General features: G+C 70.4%; 17 protein-coding genes and 3 pseudogenes. 11 read left to right on the forward strand and 9 right to left on the reverse strand.

Annotation, left to right across the window (positions count from 1 at the left end):
• Positions 1–22: 22 nt before the first annotated feature.
• The 3 genes and pseudogenes from ACZ4WS_RS25585 to ACZ4WS_RS25595 all read right to left on the reverse strand — a co-directional run bounded on the left by ACZ4WS_RS25585 (position 23) and on the right by ACZ4WS_RS25595 (position 4,055).
• On the reverse strand, positions 23–1,366 hold the full coding sequence (locus tag ACZ4WS_RS25585) for a phosphoribosyltransferase family protein (RefSeq protein ID WP_467983701.1): 1,344 nt from the start codon (positions 1,364–1,366) through the stop codon (positions 23–25).
• A 79-nt stretch (positions 1,367–1,445) separates the two neighbouring features.
• A pseudogene (locus ACZ4WS_RS25590) lies at positions 1,446–2,574 on the reverse strand (CapA family protein).
• A gap of 77 nt (positions 2,575–2,651) precedes the next feature.
• Positions 2,652–4,055: an MFS transporter gene (locus tag ACZ4WS_RS25595; protein WP_467983703.1), complete on the reverse strand. Its 1,404-nt coding sequence runs from the start codon at positions 4,053–4,055 to the stop codon at positions 2,652–2,654.
• Between the two features lie 114 nt (positions 4,056–4,169).
• Between ACZ4WS_RS25595 and ACZ4WS_RS25600 the strand changes: the two genes are divergently transcribed.
• The 4 genes and pseudogenes from ACZ4WS_RS25600 to ACZ4WS_RS25615 all read left to right on the forward strand — a co-directional run bounded on the left by ACZ4WS_RS25600 (position 4,170) and on the right by ACZ4WS_RS25615 (position 6,603).
• Positions 4,170–4,745 carry a winged helix-turn-helix transcriptional regulator gene (locus tag ACZ4WS_RS25600; RefSeq protein WP_467983705.1) on the forward strand — a complete coding sequence of 192 codons (576 nt, stop codon included), beginning with the start codon at positions 4,170–4,172 and terminating at the stop codon, positions 4,743–4,745.
• Between the two features lie 107 nt (positions 4,746–4,852).
• A complete protein-coding gene (locus ACZ4WS_RS25605; RefSeq protein WP_467983707.1) occupies positions 4,853–5,170 on the forward strand; it encodes a DUF6412 domain-containing protein in 318 nt (105 codons plus the stop codon).
• A gap of 116 nt (positions 5,171–5,286) precedes the next feature.
• A pseudogene (locus tag ACZ4WS_RS25610) lies at positions 5,287–5,568 on the forward strand (YidC/Oxa1 family membrane protein insertase); the annotation flags it as partial.
• Between the two features lie 177 nt (positions 5,569–5,745).
• Positions 5,746–6,603 carry a fumarylacetoacetate hydrolase family protein gene (locus ACZ4WS_RS25615; protein WP_467983709.1) on the forward strand — a complete coding sequence of 286 codons (858 nt, stop codon included), beginning with the start codon at positions 5,746–5,748 and terminating at the stop codon, positions 6,601–6,603.
• A gap of 12 nt (positions 6,604–6,615) precedes the next feature.
• Here the strand turns inward: ACZ4WS_RS25615 and ACZ4WS_RS25620 are convergent, their stop codons facing one another.
• The 3 genes from ACZ4WS_RS25620 to ACZ4WS_RS25630 all read right to left on the reverse strand — a co-directional run bounded on the left by ACZ4WS_RS25620 (position 6,616) and on the right by ACZ4WS_RS25630 (position 9,127).
• On the reverse strand, positions 6,616–7,482 hold the full coding sequence (locus ACZ4WS_RS25620) for an LLM class F420-dependent oxidoreductase (protein WP_467983711.1): 867 nt from the start codon (positions 7,480–7,482) through the stop codon (positions 6,616–6,618).
• Between the two features lie 77 nt (positions 7,483–7,559).
• On the reverse strand, positions 7,560–8,039 hold the full coding sequence (locus ACZ4WS_RS25625; RefSeq protein ID WP_467983713.1) for a heme-degrading domain-containing protein: 480 nt from the start codon (positions 8,037–8,039) through the stop codon (positions 7,560–7,562).
• Positions 8,036–9,127, reverse strand: a complete 1,092-nt coding sequence (locus tag ACZ4WS_RS25630) for a Gfo/Idh/MocA family oxidoreductase (protein WP_467983714.1) — start codon at positions 9,125–9,127, stop codon at positions 8,036–8,038. Before ACZ4WS_RS25630 ends, ACZ4WS_RS25625 begins: the two co-directional genes overlap by 4 nt.
• 47 nt (positions 9,128–9,174) lie before the next feature.
• Between ACZ4WS_RS25630 and ACZ4WS_RS25635 the strand changes: the two genes are divergently transcribed.
• The 6 genes and pseudogenes from ACZ4WS_RS25635 to ACZ4WS_RS25660 all read left to right on the forward strand — a co-directional run bounded on the left by ACZ4WS_RS25635 (position 9,175) and on the right by ACZ4WS_RS25660 (position 14,191).
• Entirely contained in the window at positions 9,175–10,320 is a 1,146-nt protein-coding gene (locus tag ACZ4WS_RS25635; RefSeq protein WP_467983716.1) for an ROK family transcriptional regulator, read from the forward strand.
• 235 nt (positions 10,321–10,555) lie between these two features.
• Positions 10,556–11,455, forward strand: a complete 900-nt coding sequence (locus tag ACZ4WS_RS25640; RefSeq protein ID WP_467983718.1) for a hypothetical protein — start codon at positions 10,556–10,558, stop codon at positions 11,453–11,455.
• Between the two features lie 244 nt (positions 11,456–11,699).
• Positions 11,700–11,981, forward strand: a pseudogene (locus ACZ4WS_RS25645) (2-aminoethylphosphonate ABC transporter substrate-binding protein); the annotation flags it as partial.
• A 94-nt stretch (positions 11,982–12,075) separates the two neighbouring features.
• Positions 12,076–12,855: an HAD-IIA family hydrolase gene (locus tag ACZ4WS_RS25650; RefSeq protein WP_467983720.1), complete on the forward strand. Its 780-nt coding sequence runs from the start codon at positions 12,076–12,078 to the stop codon at positions 12,853–12,855.
• A gap of 129 nt (positions 12,856–12,984) precedes the next feature.
• Positions 12,985–13,524 carry a hypothetical protein gene (locus ACZ4WS_RS25655; RefSeq protein WP_467983722.1) on the forward strand — a complete coding sequence of 180 codons (540 nt, stop codon included), beginning with the start codon at positions 12,985–12,987 and terminating at the stop codon, positions 13,522–13,524.
• Between the two features lies 1 nt (position 13,525).
• Positions 13,526–14,191: a class F sortase gene (locus ACZ4WS_RS25660; protein WP_467983723.1), complete on the forward strand. Its 666-nt coding sequence runs from the start codon at positions 13,526–13,528 to the stop codon at positions 14,189–14,191.
• Positions 14,192–14,470: 279 nt separating this feature from the next.
• Here ACZ4WS_RS25660 and ACZ4WS_RS25665 read toward each other — a convergent pair whose 3' ends face one another.
• Entirely contained in the window at positions 14,471–15,238 is a 768-nt protein-coding gene (locus tag ACZ4WS_RS25665; protein ID WP_467983725.1) for an ANTAR domain-containing protein, read from the reverse strand.
• Positions 15,239–15,415: 177 nt separating this feature from the next.
• Here ACZ4WS_RS25665 and ACZ4WS_RS25670 point away from each other — a divergent pair, with 177 nt between their 5' ends.
• Positions 15,416–16,459: a glycoside hydrolase family 6 protein gene (locus ACZ4WS_RS25670; protein WP_467983727.1), complete on the forward strand. Its 1,044-nt coding sequence runs from the start codon at positions 15,416–15,418 to the stop codon at positions 16,457–16,459.
• 72 nt (positions 16,460–16,531) lie between these two features.
• Here ACZ4WS_RS25670 and glxA read toward each other — a convergent pair whose 3' ends face one another.
• Together glxA and ACZ4WS_RS25680 are read right to left on the reverse strand one after the other, a co-directional pair.
• Positions 16,532–18,469: a radical copper oxidase GlxA gene (glxA, locus tag ACZ4WS_RS25675; RefSeq protein ID WP_467983729.1), complete on the reverse strand. Its 1,938-nt coding sequence runs from the start codon at positions 18,467–18,469 to the stop codon at positions 16,532–16,534.
• Entirely contained in the window at positions 18,466–20,427 is a 1,962-nt protein-coding gene (locus tag ACZ4WS_RS25680; RefSeq protein WP_467983730.1) for a glycosyltransferase family 2 protein, read from the reverse strand. The genes glxA and ACZ4WS_RS25680 overlap by 4 nt, the downstream gene beginning before the upstream one ends.
• Positions 20,428–20,538 lie beyond the last annotated feature (111 nt).

Below are 20,538 nucleotides of genomic sequence, written 5' to 3' on the forward strand. Positions count from 1 at the left end.
GACACCCAGGCCGTTTTCTGGATCAGGCGAGGTGCCTGCTGAACCAGTCCGTGGCCAGCTCGGTGACCGATTCCAGGGTGCCGGGTTCCTCGAAGAGGTGTGTGGCACCGGGGACGACGGTCAGCTGATGCTCGCAGCTCAGGCGCGCCGCGGCCTGCCGGTTGAGGTCCAGCACCAGGTGGTCGCGGCCCCCGACGATGAGCAGCGTCGGAGCCTTCACCTCCGGCAGCCTGGGGCCGGCCAGGTCCGGCCTGCCGCCGCGGGAGACGACTGCCGCGACGTCTGCGGCGGACTCCGCCGCGGCCCACAGCGCGGCGGCGGCGCCTGTGCTGGCACCGAAGTAACCGAACTGCATGCCCTGGGTGTCGGGCTGTTCACGCAGCCATTCGGTCGCCTGGGTCAGGCGGCGGGCGAGCAGCGCCGTGTCGAACACGTTGTCCCGGTTCACCGCCTCGGCCTCGGTGAGCAGATCGAACAGAAGGGTGCCCAGACCGGCACGGTTCAGCCCGGTGGCGACGAAGCGGTTGCGCGGGCTCTTTCTGCTGCTGCCGCTGCCGTGGGCGAAGAGGACGACCCCGGGGGCGCCGCGGGGTACCGTCAGCTGCCCGTCGAGCACGGCCCCTGCGGCCGGTATCCGGACCGCCCTGTCATAGGGCAGGGAATCCTGTTCCGCGGAATCGTGCTCCGGGGAGGCGCTGCCCGCCGTCGGCGGCGCGTCGGACGTGGCGTGCGCCGCGCGGTTGTGCTCCAGACAGGCGATGACCTCCTCGTCGCTCGTCTGCCCGAAGTCCGCGTAGAACTGACCGATCGCGTAGAACTGCCGGGGGGTGTGCAGGCAGACGCCTTCGTCCGCCTCGCCTCCGAGGCGGTCCGACCAGTTGTGCGGCGCCACAGGAACCGCCAGCACGATCCGCGACGCGCGGCGGGCGCGCGCGATCCGGCAGGCCGCCAGTGCCGTGGAGCCGGTCGCCAGACCGTCGTCCACCACCAGCACCGTCCGTCCCTCGTACCGGGCAGGCTGCTGCCCGCCCCGGTAGCGGTGGGCCCGCTGCTCCAGGACGCCGCGCTCGTGTTCCTCCACCGCCGCCAGATCACGGTCCTTCACGCCCATCGCCCGCACCACCTCTTCATTGATGACGCGCACGCCTTCCTCGCCGATGGCACCCATGGCCAGCTCCGGCTGGTAGGGCACCCCCAGCTTGCGTACGAGGCAGATGTCGAGCGGAGCGCCGAGGGCCTCGGCGACCTGCGCGGCGACCACGACGCCGCCGCGGGGAAGTCCCACGACCACCAGGTCCTGGCCCTTCAGGTAGTGCAGCCGGGCCGCGAGCTGCCGGCCCGCGTCGGTTCGGTCTGTGAAGTACATGGTCGCCTCCCGGGTGAGGTGAGGTCCTCGAGTCCCGAGTGAAGTTCGCTGTGCGTGCCGGGCGGCCGTTGCATGCCGCTCACACCTGCGGCCTCTGGGACGGCCGGACGGTGAGGGTGTCGTCCGGGTTCCGTTCGACGTGTGAGCCGTAGGCCCGGCTGATCCGGCCCAGAACGTCCTGCACCCACCGCGAGTCCTCGGCCGTCGCGCGCTCCAGCCGCATCCGCCGGGACCGCATCGGGACGATGCGCACGTCGTGGAACCTGCCGTCGTCCGGGTCCACAGTGACGAAGTACAGCAGCCGGAGGTCGTCCCGGTACTCCTCTCGGCCGCCGATGCCCTCGTAGTCGTTGATCAGGTCGCCGCAGCCATGGGTGATGAGCCTTCCCCGGTACGACTCCAACGGCCGCGGATGGTGCGAGGAGTGCCCGTGCACGACGTCCGCGCCACCGTCGATGAGCGCATGGCCGAAAGCGGACCTGGTCACGCGGGATGAGGTAGCCCCAGTTGGAGCCCCAGTGGACCGAGACGACCACGATGTCGCCCGGCCCCTTGGCCTGACGCAGCCGGGCGGCGATCCCGGCCGCGGCGACGTCCGACGGCTCGGCGACGAAGTCGACCCCGCTGCGCCGTGCCGTGGCGGCCCAGCTGTGGGGTATGCCGCTGGAGGCCATCCCCACGGAGAAGACCAGGACGCGCCGGCCGCCGGCGACGGGAACGACCGCGGGACGCCGGGCCTCGTCGGCGTCCCGGCCCGCCCCTGCCGAGCGAAGAGCCGCGTCCGCCAGGGCGTCGAGGGTCTCCTCCAGCCCGCGGCGGCCGTAGTCCAGCACATGGTTGTTGGCCAGGGCGCAGACGTGCGGACGTGCGGCGGCCAGGGCGGGCAGGTTGGCCGGGTGCATCCGGTAGTGGACCTCTTTGGCCGGCGCGACCTCGTCGTTCCGCGTGACGGCGGTCTCCAGGTTGAGGATCCGGGCGTCGGGCGCCGCCGCGGCGAGCACGTCCAGCGCGTCGCCCCAGGGCCAGGGGAAGTCGACCGGCTGGGGAATCATGCCGTTCGCCGCCTCGGCCAGCTCCACATAGGCGCGGGCGTCCTTGATGTACGACTCCGGCAGCTTCGGATCGCCGGGGTGCGGAAGGATCTGGTCGACTCCGCGACCGAGCATCACATCGCCGGCCAGGAACAGCGTGACAAGGTCACTGCCCATTACTCCAGGCTAGGCCGGTCCGGCGGGTAGTGCCCCCGGGCGCCGAACAGGGGGCCGCCCGCAGACCCTGCCGCAAGTCAGGCTCGCTCCCGAAGCACCAGCACGCTCACCGCCGCCAGCGCAGCGAGCCCCGCGGAGACAACGATCGCGATGTCCGCGCCGTGCGCGAGCCCACCCGTGGAGGTCATCAGCGCGATCGTGAGGGCGACGCCCGCGCACGATCCGATGTACCGGAACGTCTGCTGCGCGCCCGAACCCATCGCGGCCCGCTGTACCGGCACGGACTCCACCGCGAGCAGCGGCAGCGCGGCGTTCAGCAGACCGCTGCCCACCCCCGAGACGATGAAGCCGGGCAGGAGCCGTACCCACGAACCGGCGTCGAGGGCGCCGAGCATCGTCAGAGCGCCGGCCGCGTGCAGCGCGAAGCCGAGGGTGAGCTGGTGGCGTGGCGAGACCCGGCCCGCGAGGCGCCTGGCCTGCAGGGCGACCGCGAAGGACAGCCCGGACCAGAACAGGAACAGCCACGCCGTGTCCATCGCGGACATGCCGAGCGTCCGCTGGAGCAGCGTCGGCAGGAAGCTGAACAGGCCGATCACCGCGAGGCCCATGAACAGTCCGCCCACGGAGGAGGCGAGGAAGCGCGGGCGGCGGAGCAGGCCGAGGTCGATCATGGGCGTACGGGTACGGCGCTCGACGAGGACGAACACGGAGGTCAGTACGAGGAACGCCGCCAGCAGCACGCCCACCGGCGCGCGCAGCCAGCCGTCGCGGCCCAGGGTGAGCGCGGCGACGAGGGAGACCAGTGCGAGGCCGAAGGTGAAGGCTCCGGCCAGGTCGGGGCGACCGCCCCGCGGCGCCCGGGACTCCGTGAGCGCCCGGGTCCCCAGCGCGGCGACGACCAGCGCGGCGGCGCCGAGTACCGCGTACGCCACCCGCCAGTCCGCCAGGGCGAACGCGCCCGCGAGCAGCGGGCCCACCGCGATGCCGCCGCTGACGAAAGCGCCCCACACGCCGGTCGCGTGCAGCCGGCCGCGTGGGGTCGGGAACGCGTGTACCAGCAGGCCCAGGCTGCTGGCGAGGATCGCCGCGCTCGCCGCGCCCTGGGCGACGCGGGTCAGGGTGAACAGGAGGGTCGAGTTCGCGACGGCGCCCAGTGCCGTCGTGATGCCGAGCGCGACCGTGCCGGCCAGGAAGATCCGGCGGCGGCCGTAGTCGTCCGCGAGGCTGCCCGCGACCAGGAGCAGCGCGGCCAGGCCCAGCGGGGTGCCGTTGAGCAGCCAGGCCTGGGCGGAGACCGAGGTGTGCAGCGCGGCGGCGGTGTCGGGAAGCGTGACCATCGGCGCCGTGTACGTCATCAGGGCCACGGCGGTGGCGGCGCTGGTGACGGCGAGGGTGGGGGCTGCCCGCGGGGCTTTCCGTGGGGCTTCCCGCACCGGGGGTTCCGAAGTCGTCGTCACGATCGTGCGGTCGAGCTGGGACATGGCCTGCCCTTCAGAGTGAGTAGGTTCAGTCACTGAACCGGCCGTACGAGTCGACCGTAACACCCTAGGTTCATTCACTGAACCAATATGTCGAAAAGTGGCTACAGTAGGGGCATGGCTCTGGGCAAGGACTACGCGACGCAGGAGTGCTCGATCGCCCGCGCGCTCGAGATCGTCGGCGAGCGCTGGACGCTCCTCGTCGTACGCGACGCGCTCTACGGCGTACGGCGCTACAACGACTTCCTCGTCCACCTCGGCATCCCGCGCGCCGTCCTCGCGGCCCGCCTCCAGACGCTCACCGCCGAGGGCATCCTCGAAAAGCGCCGCTACCAGGAGTCGCCACCGCGCGACGAGTACGTCATGACCGACCGCGGCATCGCGCTGTGGCCCACCCTGCGGGCGCTCGGCCTGTGGGGCCGCGAGCACTTCACCGAGACGCAGCTTCGCTACTTCCGGCACGCGGCCTGCGGCACGGAGCTCGGCCCGTACGCCGAATGCCCCGCCTGCGGAACCGTCGTCCCCGTCCCTGACGTCCTCATGGAGCCGGGCCCGGGACTCGATCCCGACCCGGCGGATCCGGTCAGCCGGGCGCTGCTCAAGCCGAAGCGGCTGCTGGAGCCGATCGAGACCGATTCTGTGAAGCCCGTCGAGACGGATTCCGTGAAGCTGGTCGAAGCGGACCCGGTATAGCGGATCCTGTATCAACGGCAAGGACAGCGCGTGTACGGCGCGTACGACGTGTACGGCGCATATGACGTGTACGACGTGTACGACGCGTACGAGAGGAGGAGCAGGCCATGATCCGCACCTGGGTGAACATGCGCCCCGCGGCCGTGCTGCTGCTCCTTCTCGCTGAAGTCGCCCTCCTCGACACCGGCAGCCTCTCCGCCGCCGTCGCCGTGGCCTTCACCGCGACCGCCGCGGCCGGTTCCGCGCTCGCCGTCTGCGCGCTCATCGGCTCGCGCTGTGCGCCCGCCGTTCCGCGTACGCGCGTACGGACGGCCATCCGCGACCGTGAGCACCGTACGGCGTTCCTGCCGCAACGCGATCCCGACGCATCGGGGCGTACCCGCCCCCGAGCGCCCGGCCGTGCCCTCCTGACGGCCACCGCGTAGGGGAACTCCCAGCCCAGAAGCTCGGTCAGAGCTGTGCACCCCGCGCGGGTCGTCATGCCGCATTCCTTCACCCCGGCACGACGAGACCCCCGGAGGGCTCACCCATGTCCACGTTCATGTCCGTTTTCGCAGGTCTGGTCGAGCATCTCGCCGACCTGCTCCAGCCGCTGTGCCACGCCTCGGCGGCGGCTGCCGCGATCGTCCTGTTCACCGCGCTCGTACGGCTGCTCGTGCATCCCCTGTCCCGGGCGGCGGCGCGCGGACAGCGGGCGCGCGCCGTGCTCCAGCCGCGGATCGCGGAGCTGCGCAAGAAGCACGCGAAGAATCCGGAGAAGTTGCAGAAGGCGGTGCTGGAGCTGCACGCGGAGGAAAAGGTGTCCCCGCTGTCCGGGTGTCTGGTCTAGACGGCGGGCCTGGTACAGACGGCGGCCCTGGTCCAAAGGGTGGCCCTGGTCCAAGGGTGGTCCAGTCCGTGAACGGGGTATTGCGGACTGGACGTCCAGCTTGGAGGATCGACCAGTCCTCCGATGGCTGCACCCATCGGCGGCTGCCCGCGATCGAGGGAGATTGTGATCATGAAGCTGCTGCGAGTCGGTACGGCGGGATCGGAGCGGCCCGCGCTGCTCGACGCCGAGGGGACCCTCCGGGATCTGGCGGGCATCGTCCCGGACATCGACGGGGCGCTGCTCGCCGACGACGCGGCGCTCGGCCGGATCCGTTCCGCCGCGGAAGCCGGTGAGCTGCCCGCGCTGGACGCGACCGGGCTGCGCGTCGGGCCGCCGCTGGCCCGGATCGGCAAGGTCGTGTGCATCGGGCTGAACTACCACGACCACGCCCGCGAGACCGGCGCCGAGCCGCCCGCCGAGCCCGTCATCTTCTTCAAGGCGGCGGACACCGTGGTCGGCCCGAACGACACGGTGCTCGTGCCGCGCGGCTCGGTGAAGACCGACTGGGAGGTCGAGCTGGCGGTCGTCATCGGCCGTACGGCCCGCTATCTGGAGTCCCACGAGGAGGCGCTCGCGCACGTCGCCGGGTACGCGGTGGCGCACGACGTCTCCGAGCGCGAGTTCCAGATCGAGCGCGGCGGCACCTGGGACAAGGGCAAGAACTGCGAGACGTTCAATCCGCTGGGGCCGTGGCTGGTGACGGCGGACGAGGTCCCCGACCCGCAGAACCTCTCCTTGAAGCTCTGGGTCAACGGAGAGCTCAAGCAGGACGGGACCACGGCCGAGCAGATCTTCCCGGTCGCCGAAGTGGTGCGGTACGTGAGCCAGTTCATGACCCTCTACCCGGGTGACGTCATCAACACCGGTACGCCGGCGGGGGTCGCCCTCGGGCAGCCCGAGCCGAAGCCGTTCCTGCGGGCCGGGGATGTCGTGGAGCTGGAGATCGAGGGACTCGGGCGTCAGCGCCAGGAGTTCAAGGACGCCTGAGCCCCCTCGACGTCAGCTCAAGAGGTCGGCCAGCCTGCGCCATGCCTCCCGCTGCAATCCGTCCCTCGGGCCGTCGTCCACCACCTGGATCGCCACATGGTCCGCACCCGCCTCGTGGAAGGCGTTGACGCGGTCACGGATCCGGTCCTCGTCGCCCCATGCGTACAGCGCGTCGACCAGGCGGTCGCTGCCGCCGTCGGCCAGGTCGTCCTCGGTGAAGCCGAGGCGCAGGAAGCTGTTCGTGTAGTTGGGGAGGGAGAGGTACATGGCGAAGGCTTCGCGGGCCAGGGCGCGGGCGCGGGTCGGGTCGGTCTCCGGGACGACCTTGAACTCGGGGGCCAGCAGCGGGGCCTCGCCCAGGATCTCGCGGGCCTGGGCGGTGTGCTCGGGCGTGACCAGGTAGGGGATCGCGCCCGCCGCCCGGTCGGCGGAGAGTTGCAGCGTCTTCGGACCGAGGGCCGCCAGGACCCGGCGCTCCGCGGGGACCCCGGCCGCGTCCAGCGCGTCCAGGTAGTCGACCAGGGCCGAGTACGGGCGGCGGTACTGGTCCGCGAGCTTGGCGTGGCTCACCCCGAGGCCGAGCGCGAAGCGGCCGGGGTGGGCCGAATCCACCTCGGCGAAGCCCGCCGCGCTCGCCTCGGCGTCGTACTGCCAGATGCTCTGGATGCTGGTGCCGACCGTGAGCCGCGAGGTGGCTTCCAGCAGGGGTACGGCGTGGTGGGCGGCGCTGCTGCCGCCCAACCAGACGGCTCCGTAGCCGAGTTGCTCCAGCTCGGCGGCGGCCTCGGCGATTTCGGCGCGCTGGGCCGGGTCCTCCGAGCGGAGTCCGACGCTCCAGATGCCGTACCGGCCGACTGTTTCCTTCAGGGCGGTGGTCATGGTTCCGTTCCCTCCGGGTGGGTGTTGTTCCATGATCGCTGTCTCGTGCGACAGTCCCAACCGGAGGGTGTCTCGGGTTAATCCCGCCGGTGCTGTTCGGCCAGGAACTGCTCCAGCGCCTCCACCACGACGCGGTGGTCCTGGACCTGGGGCAGGCCGGAGACCGTGACCGTGCCGATCACGCCGACGTCCGCGACGTTGATCGGGAACGAGCCGCCGTGCGCCGCGTACACGTCGGGGTCGAGGCGTGAGGACTCCTCGAACGTCGTGCCCTTGGCGCGGAAGCGGGAGCCGACCAGGAGTGACGAGCAGCCGTAGCGCTCGACGACGCGGCGCTTGCGGTCGATCCACGCGTCGTTGTCCGGGGTCGAGCCCGGCAGTGCCGCGTGGAAGAGCTGCTGGCCGCCGCGGCGGATGTCGATGGCGACGGGGGCGTCCTGCGCCCGGGCCATCTCCACGAGCAGCGTGCCGAGCGCCCACGCGTCGTCGTACGTGAAGCGAGGGAGCGTCAGTTCGCGCTCCTGCTGCTCCAGTTCGGGGATCGTGGGGGCGCTCACAGGGACACCGCCACTCCGTCGCGGGCGGAGCGGCGCGCCGCCTCCAGGACGTCGAGGGCCGCCGCGGCCTCCTGGGCGGTGACCGGGTTGGGGGCGCCGTCGCGGAGGGCGGCGGCGATGGCCGCGTAGTACGCGGGGTACGCGCCCGGCAGGGTGGGCTCGGGGCGGCCGCCGCCGGTCAGCGGGGACTCGCCGGAACCGACGCGGCCCCACAGGGCCTCGGACTCGACACCCCAGTCCGCCCCCTCACTCGTGGGGCGCTCGCCCTCGCGCAGGGCGGCCTCCTGCGGGTCGAGGCCGTACTTCACATAACCGGCCGCCGAGCCCAGCACGCGGAAGCGCGGGCCGAGTTGGGCGGTGGTCGCCGAGACGTAGAGGTGGGAGCGGACGCCGTTCGTGTGCGTGATCGCGATGAACGTGTCGTCGTCGGTCCGGGCGCCCGGGCGGCGGATGTCCGACTCGGCGTACACCGAGGCCGCGGGGCCGAAGAGGACCAGCGCCTGGTCGACGACGTGGCTGCCGAGGTCGTAGAGGAGACCTCCGATCTCTGCCGGGTCGCCGGACTCGCGCCAGCCGCCCTTGGGCTGCGGGCGCCAGCGCTCGAAGCGGGACTCGAAGCGCCAGACGTCGCCCAACTCGCCCTCGGCGAGCAGCTTGCGGACCGTCAGGAAGTCGTTGTCCCAGCGGCGGTTCTGGAAGACCGAGAGGAGGAGGCCGCGCTCGTCGGCCAGGGCGGCCAGCTCGCGGGCCTCCGCCGCCGTACCGGCCAGGGGCTTGTCGACCACGACCGGGAGGCCGGCCTTGAGGGCGGCCGTCGCGATCGGGACGTGCGTCTTGTTCGGAGACGCGATGACGATCAGGTCCAGCTCGTCGGCGCGCGCCCACAGCTCGTCGGGCGTGGCGGCGAACCGGACGCCGGCGCCGAACTCGGCGCGGGCCTGTTCCTGCCGCTCCGGGTTCGAGGTGACGATCGTGTCGAGGGTCAGCCCCTCGGTCGCGGCGATCAGCGGGGCGTGGAAGACGGAGCCCGCGAGGCCGTAACCGACGAGGCCTACACGGAGGGGGGAACGGGAACCTGTACCAGTCATGGTTCTACTTTCGCAACGCTGTTGCCAAAGTGCAAGCGCAGGGGACAATGGGGGGTGTGAACAGGAGCGATGCGGTGGGTGAGGCTGTGAGTGGGGTGGGTGCTGCGGGTACTGCGGGTGTGAATCTGCTTGCTCTGCGCAGTCATAACGCGGCGCTCGTGCTCGATCTGCTCCGCACCGCCGGGCCGTCCGGGATCAGCCGGCTCGAACTCGCCGAGCGGACCGGGCTGACCCCGCAGGCCGTCAGCAAGATCACGGCCCGGCTGCGGGCGGATGGTCTCGCGGCGGAGGCGGGGCGCCGTGCCTCCACGGGCGGCAAGCCCCGTACCGTGCTGCGGCTCGTTCCCGGGGCCGGTCACGCGGTCGGACTGCACCTCGACCGGGACGAGCTGACGGCGGTGCTCTGCGATCTCACGGGGGCCGTGGTCGCGGAGCGGCGGGCTCCGCTGGGGTTGGGGGCCGGGGCGGAGGCCCTCGTCGAGGGGGCTGCCGGGGAGGTGGAGGCCCTTGTCGCGGGGGTGTCCGTGCTGGGGGTAGGGGTCGCGCTGCCCGGGCCGCTTGATCATGCGCGGGGTGTGCTGCACCGGGTCACCGGGTTCCCCGAGTGGGACGGGTTCCCGCTGCGGGACACGCTCGCCGGGCGGCTCGGGGTGCCGGTGGTGGTGGACAAGGACACGAACGCGGCGGCGCTCGGGCTTGCGGTGGGCGGTGCGCTCGGGGGTGGGTACGGGTCGTTCGCGTATCTGCATCTCGGTACGGGGCTGGGGGCCGGGCTGGTGATCGGTGGGGCGGTGCATCGGGGGGCCCGGACGGGGGCCGGTGAATTCGGGCATCAGGTCATTCAGCTGGACGGGGTGCTGTGTGGGTGTGGGAACCGGGGGTGCATTGAGGCGTTGTGTCTGGCCGCGGTGGGGCGGGGTGCGGTGGAGGAGGCGGCGCGGGTGCTGGGGGAGGGGGCGGCGAATTTGGTGGGGCTGCTGGATATCGATCTCGTGCTGCTGGGCGGGCGTACCGTCGCGGTGCACGAGGAGGCGTTTGTGGGGGGTGTCGGTGCTGTGCTGGGGGAGCGGGCTCGGCGGGAGGGGGCGGAGGCGGGGGTTCCCGTGAGCGTCGCTCCCGGTGGGGCGCGTGGGGTCGCCGAGGGGGCGGCGCAGCTGCTGCTGGCGCCGTTGTTCGGGCGGGCCGAGGGGTGAGTGTTTTCGCCCCCGCCGCCCCTACCCTTCCCGTCCCTGGGGCTCCGCCCCGGACCCCGCTCCTCAAACGCCGGAGGGGCTGAATCTTTCCCCGGCGCCGGAGATCTTCTAGGCCGTTCAGGCCGATCCGGGTGTGCGTCGGGCGTGGCGGTGCCAAGGGGTCGGGTTGGGCGTGGCAGGCTCATGGAGCCGCTGCCCGTGTACCGCCTTACGCTCCCGAACGGCAAGGCTCTCCATGCGAACGCGAACGCGACTGTGCACGTCCCTGTCCCTCTCCGCTACAGCTGCAGCCGCCCTCTCCCTCCCCCTCGTGCTCGCCGCGCCGGTCACGGCCCTCGCGAGCCCACGCCCCACCTGTGCCGACCCCGACGCACACGACTTCCCCGTCAAGACCCGCATCCACGGCGGTCCCGCCACCTACGACGCCGGCGGTGACTTCCAGACCTGGTACATCGACCTCACCAACACCACGGCGCACGCCTGCGGCAGCATTCACCCGATCGTCGTGCTCGTGGACGGGAAGCGGGCGCTGCGGCCGGAGCAGGCGCGGCTGGAGTTCTACGAAGGTGCGCGAACGCATCCGGTCGAGTTCCAGAAGAGTGACGAGGACGAGAACGTGGGGGCGTTCGACGACGGGTTCCCGGGGTTCACGGTGGGACCCGGGCGCACCCTCACCGTGAAGGTGCGCCTCTCCGTGACCTCCGACGCGGCCGCCCCGAACGACGTCGTCGCGAACGCGGCGCTCGTGCAGCGGCACAACGACGACGGGGACTGGGTGGGCCAGTCGAACGACTACCGGTTCCGCATCGAGGACGAGAACAAGGACAAGGACAAGGAGAAGGAGAAGGAGAAGGACAAGGACAAGCAGAAGGGCAAGGACGCGAACTCGGACGAGAGCGGCGGTGGTGCCACCGGCGGGGGCGGGGGCGGGGACGGGGGCAAGAGCAGTGCCGCCAGTGCCGGAGGTAGCGGTGACGGCGTACAGAAGGATGCCGCGCCGTCCGCCGACGAGCTGGCCAGGACAGGGCCGGGCGCACCGCACGCGCTCGGTGTGGCGGCGGGCGTCGCGCTGTTCACCGCAGGGGCCGCTCTCCTCGCGGCGGCACGCCGGGCACGCTTCCGCCGCCGCCGCTGACGCCTGAAGCCCGCCCCCGCACCCAGCCCGCAGACCCCGCCCCCGCACCCAGCCCGCAGACCCCGCCCCCGCACCCAGCCCGCAGACCCCGCACCCGCACGCAGCCCGCAGACCCCGCCCCCGCACCCAGCCCGCAGACCCCGCACCCGCACGCAGCCCGCAGACCCCGCACGGGGCACATGGAGCGCGTACTGCTCGCGGACGACGAGCGGGTCGGGCTGGAGAGTACGTACGTGGCGGTCGCCCGCGTGCCGCCGGACTCGTCACCAAGGCCCCGCACACGGCCAACGGCAAGAAGCTCCTCGACTTCAGGCTCTCCGCCAAGGCGCAGCGGCAGGTCAGCGAGATCGGCGGCGGCTTCTCCGCCCGCGCGGACGTCAAGGCCACGGACGCGAACGCCATCGGCCTCACCAAACTGATGGACGGCGTACAGATCTTCGAACCGATCTTCGAACCGGACTGGACCGAGATCGACAAGAACCTGCAGAGTTACGTCGAGGAGTGGAAAACCGCGACCGGCAGCTGATCACGAAGGATCGCTAGGCTGTGGATTCCGCAGCACGGCGTGGGTCGCGCACAGCGTGAGTCGCGCAGCACCGCGTACGTCAGGAGACCGGCACATGGCAGAGCGCAAGCCCATCGAATCGTGGCTCACCGACATGGACGGTGTGCTCATTCACGAGGGTGTGCCGATCCCCGGCGCCGACGCCTTCATCAAGAAGCTGCGGGAGTCCGGGAAGCCGTTCCTGGTGCTCACCAACAACTCGATCTACACCGCCCGTGACCTGCACGCCAGGCTCCAGCGCATGGGCCTGGACGTGCCGGTCGAGAACATCTGGACCTCGGCCCTGGCCACCGCCAAGTTCCTGGAGGACCAGCGGCCCGGCGGCACGGCGTACGTCATCGGCGAGGCGGGCCTGACCACGGCGCTGCACGACATCGGGTACGTCCTGACGGACCACGAGCCGGACTATGTCGTCCTCGGTGAGACCCGTACGTACTCCTTCGAGGCGATGACCAAGGCGGTGCGGCTGATCAAGGACGGCGCCCGTTTCATCGCCACCAATCCCGACGAGACCGGCCCGTCCACCGCGGGCCCGCTGCCCGCCACCGGCGCGGTCGCCGCGCTGATCACCAAGGCGACCGGCAAGCAGCCGTACTTCGCGGGCAAGCCGAACCCGCTGATGATGAGGACCGGCCTGAACGCCATCGGGGCGCACTCCGAGACCAGCGCGATGATCGGCGACCGCATGGACACGGACGTCCTGGCCGGGCTGGAGGCGGGGATGGAGACGTTTCTGGTGCTCACGGGGCTGACCACGCCCGCGGAGATCGAGAACTACCCGTACCGGCCCTCGAAGGTCGTGGACTCGATCGCGGATCTCGTCGAACGAGTCTGAACGGTCTGAACGGTCTGAACGGTCTGAAACCCGCAGGGCCGCGTACGAACTCGTACGGAGCAGTCCTGCCCCTCAGAAGATGCGGTCCGCCGCCCCGAGGAGGAGTCTCCAGGTATCTGGAGGTTCACGATGTGCTCACTGCGACTCACTCTCTGTGCCGGGGCGGTGGTCGCGGCTGCGCTCACTCCCACCGCGTACGCGGCCGACGCCGGCGTCTCCTCGACGCCAGCCACCCCGGCACCCGGCAGCGACATCCAGCTGCGGGCGACGGGCTGCACGGGACGGACGGGTGTCGCGAAGTCCGACGCCTTCGCCTCGGACGCGCAGCTCACCGGCCAGGACGGCACGCTCGGCGGCGAGACCCTGGTCCGCACCTCGCTCACGCCCGGCACGTACGACATCAAGGTCAACTGCGACGGCCAGGACGACAAGGTCCAGGGCACGGTCACCGTCGCCCAGCAAGGCAGTGCTCCGAGTACCTCGATTCCCGCCTCGCCGGTCGCGCCCGTGCACGCGGGCGGCGGCGGCACCGCGCACTTCGCCTCGGTGGACGCCCGGGAGACCGGCCCCGGCACCCGGCAGGCGGTGGTCGGCCTGGTCCTCGCGAGCGTCGCCGCGGCCGCCGTGGCGGTCCGCAGCGCGCGCCGGGGCCACGACACCCGGGACTGACGTGTCCGAACGGGAGCGTTCCTCGGGTTCCGGGCGGCTGCTGACGGGTGTCGCCTGGGTGCTGCTGCTGCTCGGGCTGTGGCTGTGGGGCCGCGATGTGACGGACGTACGGCAGGGGATATCGGGGCCGACCACGGGGGACATCGCGGCCGTCGGACGGCCGCCGGAGGTGCGACTGCCGCCCGCGCTGCGGCCGTTGGGGGACGCGCGGCCACAGCGCGTCGACATTCCGTCGATGGGGGTGCAGGCACCCGTCGTGGCCCGCGGGCTCGACGGGCGGGGCGCGATCGAGCCGCCGCCCTTCGACCAGCCGGGAGTGGTCGGCTGGTACGCCGCCGGAGCGAAACCGGGGGCGGCCGGGACCGCGCTGTTCGTGGGGCACGTCGACACCGAGACCCGGCCCGCGGTCTTCTACAAGCTCAGCGCGGTGCAGCCCGGCGCGACCGTCCGGGTGATCCGCGACGACGGGAAGGTCGCCGAGTTCACCGTGGACGACGTCCAGGTCGTCCCGCGCGACCACTTCGACGCCCAACAGGCGTACGGTGTACGGAAGTCGGGGCGGGCGGAGCTGCGGCTCATCACCTGCGGCGGCACGTTCGACCGGACGAACCATACGTATACGGCGAACGTGATCGTGTCGGCGTACCTCACCGGAAGCGGACTCTGAACTCACCTGGCCCGGTCGACGACCCGCTCCCCCCGGAGCCGCCGACCGGGCTGGTCCTCGACCGCGCGCGCACGGGCTGCGGGAGTAACCCGGCGACCGGCGCGGGAGGTTCTGGTGCCTGTCCGCAGGGCGTGCGGACAGGTAACCGGCCGGGGGCTGAGGCCGTTTGAGGCAACTCTAGAACGGATGAGCGGTCTGGCCTAGAGGCTGTTTGACGCCAAGTCGACACTCGGTGGCTCTATGTGATGCATGCAGGTGGCGGGGGTGTTGTCGAAGCCCTCATGAGCGTTGCGGCGGGCCGCCGCCCAGATCGTCCCAGTCCACCGAACCGTCGATCACCGCCGTCGCGACCGCGTCCAGCGGCAGCCGGTGGCGGCGCGCGTACCGGCGCAGGGTCATGAACGCCTGGTCGACGCCCGTGTGCCGGCGCTCGGCGAGCATGCCCTTCGCCTGTTCGATGCGTACGCGGCTGGAGAGGGCCACCTGCAACTGGTCGGCCAGGGTGCGGTACTGCGCGTACACCCGGTGGTTCTGCAGTCCGACGGCCGCGGCGTCGGCGAGGACCTGGGCCAGGCGCACGCTCCAGTGGTCCTCGGGCGAGGAGCTGTGTTCGGGGAGGGCGGGTACGAAGACGTTGAGCGCGCCGAGCAGGGTCTCGCGGCGGCGCAGCGGGACCGCGAAGGTCGCGGCGACGTCGTGGCGCAGCGCCCGCTCCGTGAAGTCGGGCCAGCGGGAGGCGGCATGGGCCACGCTGATCGAGACGGGCGGGACGGGCCGCCCCGTGCCGTAGATGTCCAGACAGGGGCCGCCGTGGTGCTGGACGGCCAACAGGTCGAGGGCGACGTCCTGCTGGCGGCTGCTCACCGCCAGCGAGACCGCCTCACCGCCGTCGATCAGCATGATTCCGGCGGCCCGCGCGCCCAGGATCTCCACGCAGTGGTCGGACAGGCGTTGCAGATAGCGCTCGGTGTCGAAACTCTCGGACAGGGTGTCCGCGGCCTCCAGCAGCGCCGCCGCCAGCAGTATTTCCCGGGTGCTCAGGTGCATGTCCCCTACCCCGATCCCTTGGTTCCCCCCAGGCCCTGTCCAGCCCGCGCCTATCCGGAGCGTCGGGGCTGTAACAGCTCTCCGACAAGGGTCGGGCGACCTCGTGGGCGACGCGACACCTATGTCAGGATTGAGGCTTAGAGGGGGATCAGGACAGTGCAGCCAAGGGGGAGTTGGATGTACGGCATGAGGGGGAAGGTGACTCTTTCCGCCCCGTCGGCGGCGGCACGGGCCTCCGTGGCGATGGCGGGGGCGGCACTGCTGCTCGCGGGGTGTTTCTCCTCCGGGGGCGGCGGCGACAAGAACGACGGTTCCGGTTCCAAGGTCACCCAGCAGCCCAGGAGCTCGGACCCGTTCTGGGTCAACCCGGGCGGGAACGCGGCCGCGCAGGTCGCCGCGTATGTGAAGTCGGGCAAGAAGGACGACGCCGAGCAGATCCGCAAGATCGCCGAGCAGCCGACCGGTGAGTGGATCGGCCCGGAGAACCCGGAGCAGGAGGCGCGCGGCTTCACCGAGGCCGCCGAGAAGGCCGACCGGGCCGCGATCCTGGTCCTCTACAACATCCCGCACCGCGACTGCGGCCAGTTCTCGCAGGGCGGCGCCGCGGACGGCAACGCCTACCGGGCCTGGATCGACGGGGTCGCCAAGGGCATCGAGGACCGGCCCGCCACGGTGATCCTGGAACCGGACGCGATCCTGCACCTGGTCAACCAGTGCACCCCGGCCCAGTTCCAGGAGGAGCGCTACGACCTCCTCAAGGGCGCCATCGGCAAACTCAAGTCCCTGAAGAACACGAAGGTGTACCTGGACGCGGGCAACGCGGGCTGGGGCCATCCCGACCAGATCTTCCAGCCGCTCCAGCGGGCGGGCATCGACCAGGCCGACGGCTTCTCCGTCAACGTCTCCAACTTCTACTCGACCCAGGACTCCATCGCCTACGGCAAGCAGCTGTCCGCGAAGACCGGCGGCAAGCACTTCGTCATCGACACCAGCCGGAATGGCAACGGCCCCTACACGGCCGGCAAGGCCGACGCGAACTGGTGCAATCCGCCGGGGCGCGCGCTGGGGGAGGCGCCGACGACCCGGACCGACGATCCGCTCGTCGACGCCTATCTGTGGGTCAAGCGGCCGGGCGAGTCGGACGGCACGTGCAGGGGCGGGCCGACGGCGGGGCAGTGGTGGGCGGAATACGCGCTGAAGCTGGCGAAGGCCTCCAAGTAGCAGCTCGTACGTGACTGGGGGCGCCCTCCGCGAGTGGCGGAGGGCGCCCCCGGTCACGTAACTCTCAAAGAATCAGGGCACCTTGACCCACTGCGCCTTGGACGGAGTTCCCTGATCGTCCGTCACGAACAGCATGTACCAGCCGGACTCCACAAGATTCCGGTTCTTCGGCACCGTCACCGTGATCCCGTTCTTCGTCTTCTTGAAGTCCACCGCGATGGACCGCATGTCGGTGTCGGTGACGTGGGTGGACGCGCTCGGCCGGATCAGGCGGGCCGTCTTGATGGACGAGGCGTGCCTCGAGGTGTACGTCGCCGAGGCGCCGCGGGCGATCGTCTTGGTGCCGCCGGTGAGATCGGGCCGCGAGTCGCGGTAGAGGTACGGCGGGGTGTAGATCTCGATGCGCTGCTCGAAGGTGGCGGGCTTGGTGTTGGCCTTGTCGGCGTAGAGCGAGTTGGAGCCGAAGAACATCACGCGGCCGTCGGGCAGCAGGATCGAGCCCGAGTGGTAGTTGCGGCCCACCAGCGGGTCGGCGACCCTGTCGAAGGTGTTCGACGTGGGGTTGTAGATCCGCGTCTGGAGGATGTTGGAGTCGCTGCGTCCGCGGTAGTCCTCGGAGCCGCCGGAGACGAGGACGGTGTCGTCGGGCAGGATCGAGGTCTGCGGGTAGCGCGTGCCCTTCTCCAGCTCGGGTCCGTCCACGAACTTCGGGTTCTTGTCCTTGAGGTCGATGAGCCGGGTCTTCTTGCTGGACAGCTTGGACTCGCCGACCCCGCCGCCGCCGACCACCAGGTACTTCTCGTCCTGCGCGGGCGGCAGCAGCACCGTGGCGGACGTCTCCATCATGTTGGGGTCACTCAGGCCCGGCAGCTTGGTGAACTTGTTGGTCGCCACGTCCCAGACGCCGGGGTCGCGGCCCACGTTGTCCGGACCGTAGCCGGCGTTCGAGCCCGAGTAGAACATCTTGCCGTTCTGCATCAGGGTGATCGCCGGATAGGTCGGGAACTGGCGGATGCCCTTGGCGTACGTCCACTTCTTGGTCTTCGGGTCGAAGACCTCGTTCTTGCCGGGCACCAGCTGGCCGATCTCGTCCAGGCCGGAGAGGCTGAGGATCTTGCCGTCGCTCATCGTGGTCAGCGTCGGGTACCAGCGGGCCTCGTTCATCGGGTCGACCTTGATGTACTTCTCGGCGACCGGATCGAACTCGTAGGCGTCCCTGATCCCCTGGAAGTCCTTCTTGTCCAGGGCGAGCTTCTGCGCGATGCCGTACGTGTTGCGGGCGTCCGAGCCGGTCAGGCCCTGGATGCGGTAGTTGTCCTGCGTACCCGTCTCGTACTTCTGGCCGCTCTTCTGTGCCTCGACGTAGATACGGCCCAGGCCCGGGTCGTTGCGCAGGAACTTGCCGGTCGCCTTGTCGAAGACCTTCTTCGCGCGCGGCACGAGCACCGGGTCCTTCGACACGAACGTCTTGCCGTTCTCCTTGCCGGTGAACTTGGTGCCCGCGGGCAGCGTGATCGGCTTGTCGGGGTTCTCGTTGTGGACGACCATCAGGCCGCCGGCCTTGGTGACGTCACCCTTCAGCGTCTCGTAGCGCTTGGTGCCGCCGGCGATCAGTAGATTGCCGTTGGCGAGCTGGGTGTGGCCCGTGCAGAACAGGTCGGCCGGCGTCGGGATCTTCTTGATGGTGCCCTTGACCGGGTCCCAGATCCGTGTGTCGAACTTCTTCGCGTCGAAGTTGTCCTGATTGTTGCCCGAGCCCGCGATCAGCAGGACCTTGCCGGTGTGCAGGAGGGCAGCGTGGATGGTGTTCTGCCGGAATTCCTTGGGGAAATTGATGATGTCCCAGTGGCCGTTGGCGGCTTTGTACTCCGGCTTGTTGATCGTGTACTGGTGGTACTTGTCCGTTCCGAAGCGGTACAGCCACGGCCCGTTCATCCCGGCCAGAGCGAGTACCACCACCGCGGTTATCCCGAGGCGACGAGCACGGCGGCGACGGGCACCGTCTTTCATTTCTTGTGTCCCCCAAGGGCGATCTGCATGGTCTGGTCATTGCCTCCGTTGCCCCCGTTCGCGGCGGCCCAACTGGGCTTGGGCTGCGGGGCGTGCGGGGCGTGCTGCTCCTGCTGGGGCACAGAGGACTGTGCGGGCAGGGGCACGCTCTCCTCGGGTGGCACCGGTGGCTTCTTCTTCTCCTGGCGCACGGTCCAGCGCCACGCGAAGATCGGCGAGGCGGTGATCAGCAGGGCGAACGAGGCCCAGGTGATCATCGCGGGGTGGGAGTGCCCCAGGAGCAGGCCGGCGGCGATCGAGCCGGCGAAGACCAGAATGAAGAACAGGTGGATCCGGAAGGTCCCGAACAGCGTGTCGGGGCTCGTCGAATCGCCCTTGGGTGTCACCACGAACTTGCTCTTGCGGCGCAGTACGGCGTCCATCAGCGAGCGGGCGTAGATCGGGGCGGAGAGCGCCGACATCACCATGCCCGCGACACCGCCCGAGCCCTCCGGCTCGTGCGGGGAGACGTTGTGGCGGCGGTTCCAGATGTACAGGCCGATCTGCAGCGCCGACGCGTTGCCGTAGAGCATCAGCCAGACCGTCGGGTCGATGTTCACGCCCGACGCGCCCAGGCCCAGGAACAGGGCGCAACTCAGCGCCGCGAGAATCCAGTTGAGGGCCGACATCGGATAGAAGATGATCATCATCGTGTAGTTGAAGAGCTTGCCCGGAGGCATCGAGAAGAGGCCCTTCCAGTACTGCTTGAGGATCGTTTCGTACGTTCCCCGCGACCAGCGCAGCTGCTGGGTGAAGAAGTCCGTCCAGGCGCTCGGCCCCTCACCGACCGCGAGTACGTCCGGCGTGTAGACCGACTTCCACTTCTTGCCGGTGGCCGGGTTCTTGGCGCGGTGGATCTCGAAGCCCGTCGCCATGTCCTCGGTGATCGAGTCGTACAGCCCACCGACCTGCTTCAGCGCCCTGATGCGTACGGCGTTGGAGGTGCCCACGAACATCGGGGATCCGTAGAAGTTGCCGGCGCGCTGGATCAGCGCGTGGAAGAGGAACTGCTGCGACTCGGCGGCCTTGGTGACGAACCCGTCGTAGTTCCCGTACACCTGCGGGCCGATGACGAAGCCGACGTCCGGGTCGCGGAAGAAGCCGAGCATCCGCTCCAGGTAGTTGGGCAGCGGCACGTGGTCGGTGTCGACCGAGGCGAAGTAGTCGTACGCCTCGCCGTGGGCCTCGAGCCAGGCGTTGTAGTTGCCGTGCTTGGTCTTGGCGCGGTGCGCGCCCTTTGCCTGGTTCCACTTTGTGACGCCCTTGCGGGTGAAGTGGTGCACGCCCAGGCGCGCGCACACTTCCTTCACCTCCGGGTCGTCGCCCTCGTCCAGGAGCCAGACGTGCAGAAGCCCCCGGTGGCGCAGCTTGACGGCCGCCTCCAGGGTCTTCGTCACCATGGCGAGGGGCTCCTTGCCGGGCACGAAGGACGTGAGGAAGGCGACTCTGGTGCCGGTTTCGGGCACCACCGGGACCGGGTCGCGGGCGACCAGGGTGGCGTGCGCGTTCGACAGCACGTTCATGCAGCGGAAGAACTCGATCAGTCCGATCGAGACCAGCATCACGATGTCGAGGGCCGGCAGGAAGTCGTATGCGGGATAGTCGCGTTCGGTCCAGTGCTCGGGCTGGAGCAGCCAGCCGAGCAGGATCAGCGAGAGCAGCGGCGCGGCGCCCAGCATGAGCGCTGCGCGTATGCGGTGCGGCTCCTGCGACAGCAGTGAGCGGTACTGCACCTTGTACGGCTTGTTCGGGTCTGGCTGTGTGAGGGGTCCCGCGAGCCTGCTGTAGTGCTCGTAGTCGTATCTCGGCAGCGTCTTCTTGATCCTGCGCAAGCCGCCGGTCCGGTGCGATGGCACCCTGAGCTGGGTCGTCTCTGACGGATCGAAGTTCTGCCGGGCGCCCGTCGGCGTCGACGTCATGAGTCATCCCCCCGCACGCACGGTCAGGTGCGTGTTCGTCGGTTCCTGGCGTCCGCTGGGTCCCCCTCGACCGTCCCGGGCGCGTCACTGGCAGGCCAGCGCGACCACATC

It is taken from the genome of Streptomyces sp. NPDC029292, assembly GCF_055569295.1.

Coding starts and splice junctions, on each gene's coding strand:
- ACZ4WS_RS25585 (WP_467983701.1), bottom strand. CDS start 1,366: ATGTACTTCACAGACCGAACCGACGCGGGCCGGCAGCTCGCGGCCCGG.
- ACZ4WS_RS25595 (WP_467983703.1), bottom strand. CDS start 4,055: ATGTCCCAGCTCGACCGCACGATCGTGACGACGACTTCGGAACCCCCG.
- ACZ4WS_RS25600 (WP_467983705.1), top strand. CDS start 4,170: ATGGCTCTGGGCAAGGACTACGCGACGCAGGAGTGCTCGATCGCCCGC.
- ACZ4WS_RS25605 (WP_467983707.1), top strand. CDS start 4,853: ATGATCCGCACCTGGGTGAACATGCGCCCCGCGGCCGTGCTGCTGCTC.
- ACZ4WS_RS25615 (WP_467983709.1), top strand. CDS start 5,746: ATGAAGCTGCTGCGAGTCGGTACGGCGGGATCGGAGCGGCCCGCGCTG.
- ACZ4WS_RS25620 (WP_467983711.1), bottom strand. CDS start 7,482: ATGACCACCGCCCTGAAGGAAACAGTCGGCCGGTACGGCATCTGGAGC.
- ACZ4WS_RS25630 (WP_467983714.1), bottom strand. CDS start 9,127: ATGACTGGTACAGGTTCCCGTTCCCCCCTCCGTGTAGGCCTCGTCGGT.
- ACZ4WS_RS25635 (WP_467983716.1), top strand. CDS start 9,175: ATGGGGGGTGTGAACAGGAGCGATGCGGTGGGTGAGGCTGTGAGTGGG.
- ACZ4WS_RS25640 (WP_467983718.1), top strand. CDS start 10,556: ATGCGAACGCGAACGCGACTGTGCACGTCCCTGTCCCTCTCCGCTACA.
- ACZ4WS_RS25650 (WP_467983720.1), top strand. CDS start 12,076: ATGGCAGAGCGCAAGCCCATCGAATCGTGGCTCACCGACATGGACGGT.
- ACZ4WS_RS25655 (WP_467983722.1), top strand. CDS start 12,985: ATGTGCTCACTGCGACTCACTCTCTGTGCCGGGGCGGTGGTCGCGGCT.
- ACZ4WS_RS25665 (WP_467983725.1), bottom strand. CDS start 15,238: ATGCACCTGAGCACCCGGGAAATACTGCTGGCGGCGGCGCTGCTGGAG.
- ACZ4WS_RS25670 (WP_467983727.1), top strand. CDS start 15,416: ATGTACGGCATGAGGGGGAAGGTGACTCTTTCCGCCCCGTCGGCGGCG.
- glxA (WP_467983729.1), bottom strand. CDS start 18,469: ATGAAAGACGGTGCCCGTCGCCGCCGTGCTCGTCGCCTCGGGATAACC.
- ACZ4WS_RS25680 (WP_467983730.1), bottom strand. CDS start 20,427: ATGACGTCGACGCCGACGGGCGCCCGGCAGAACTTCGATCCGTCAGAG.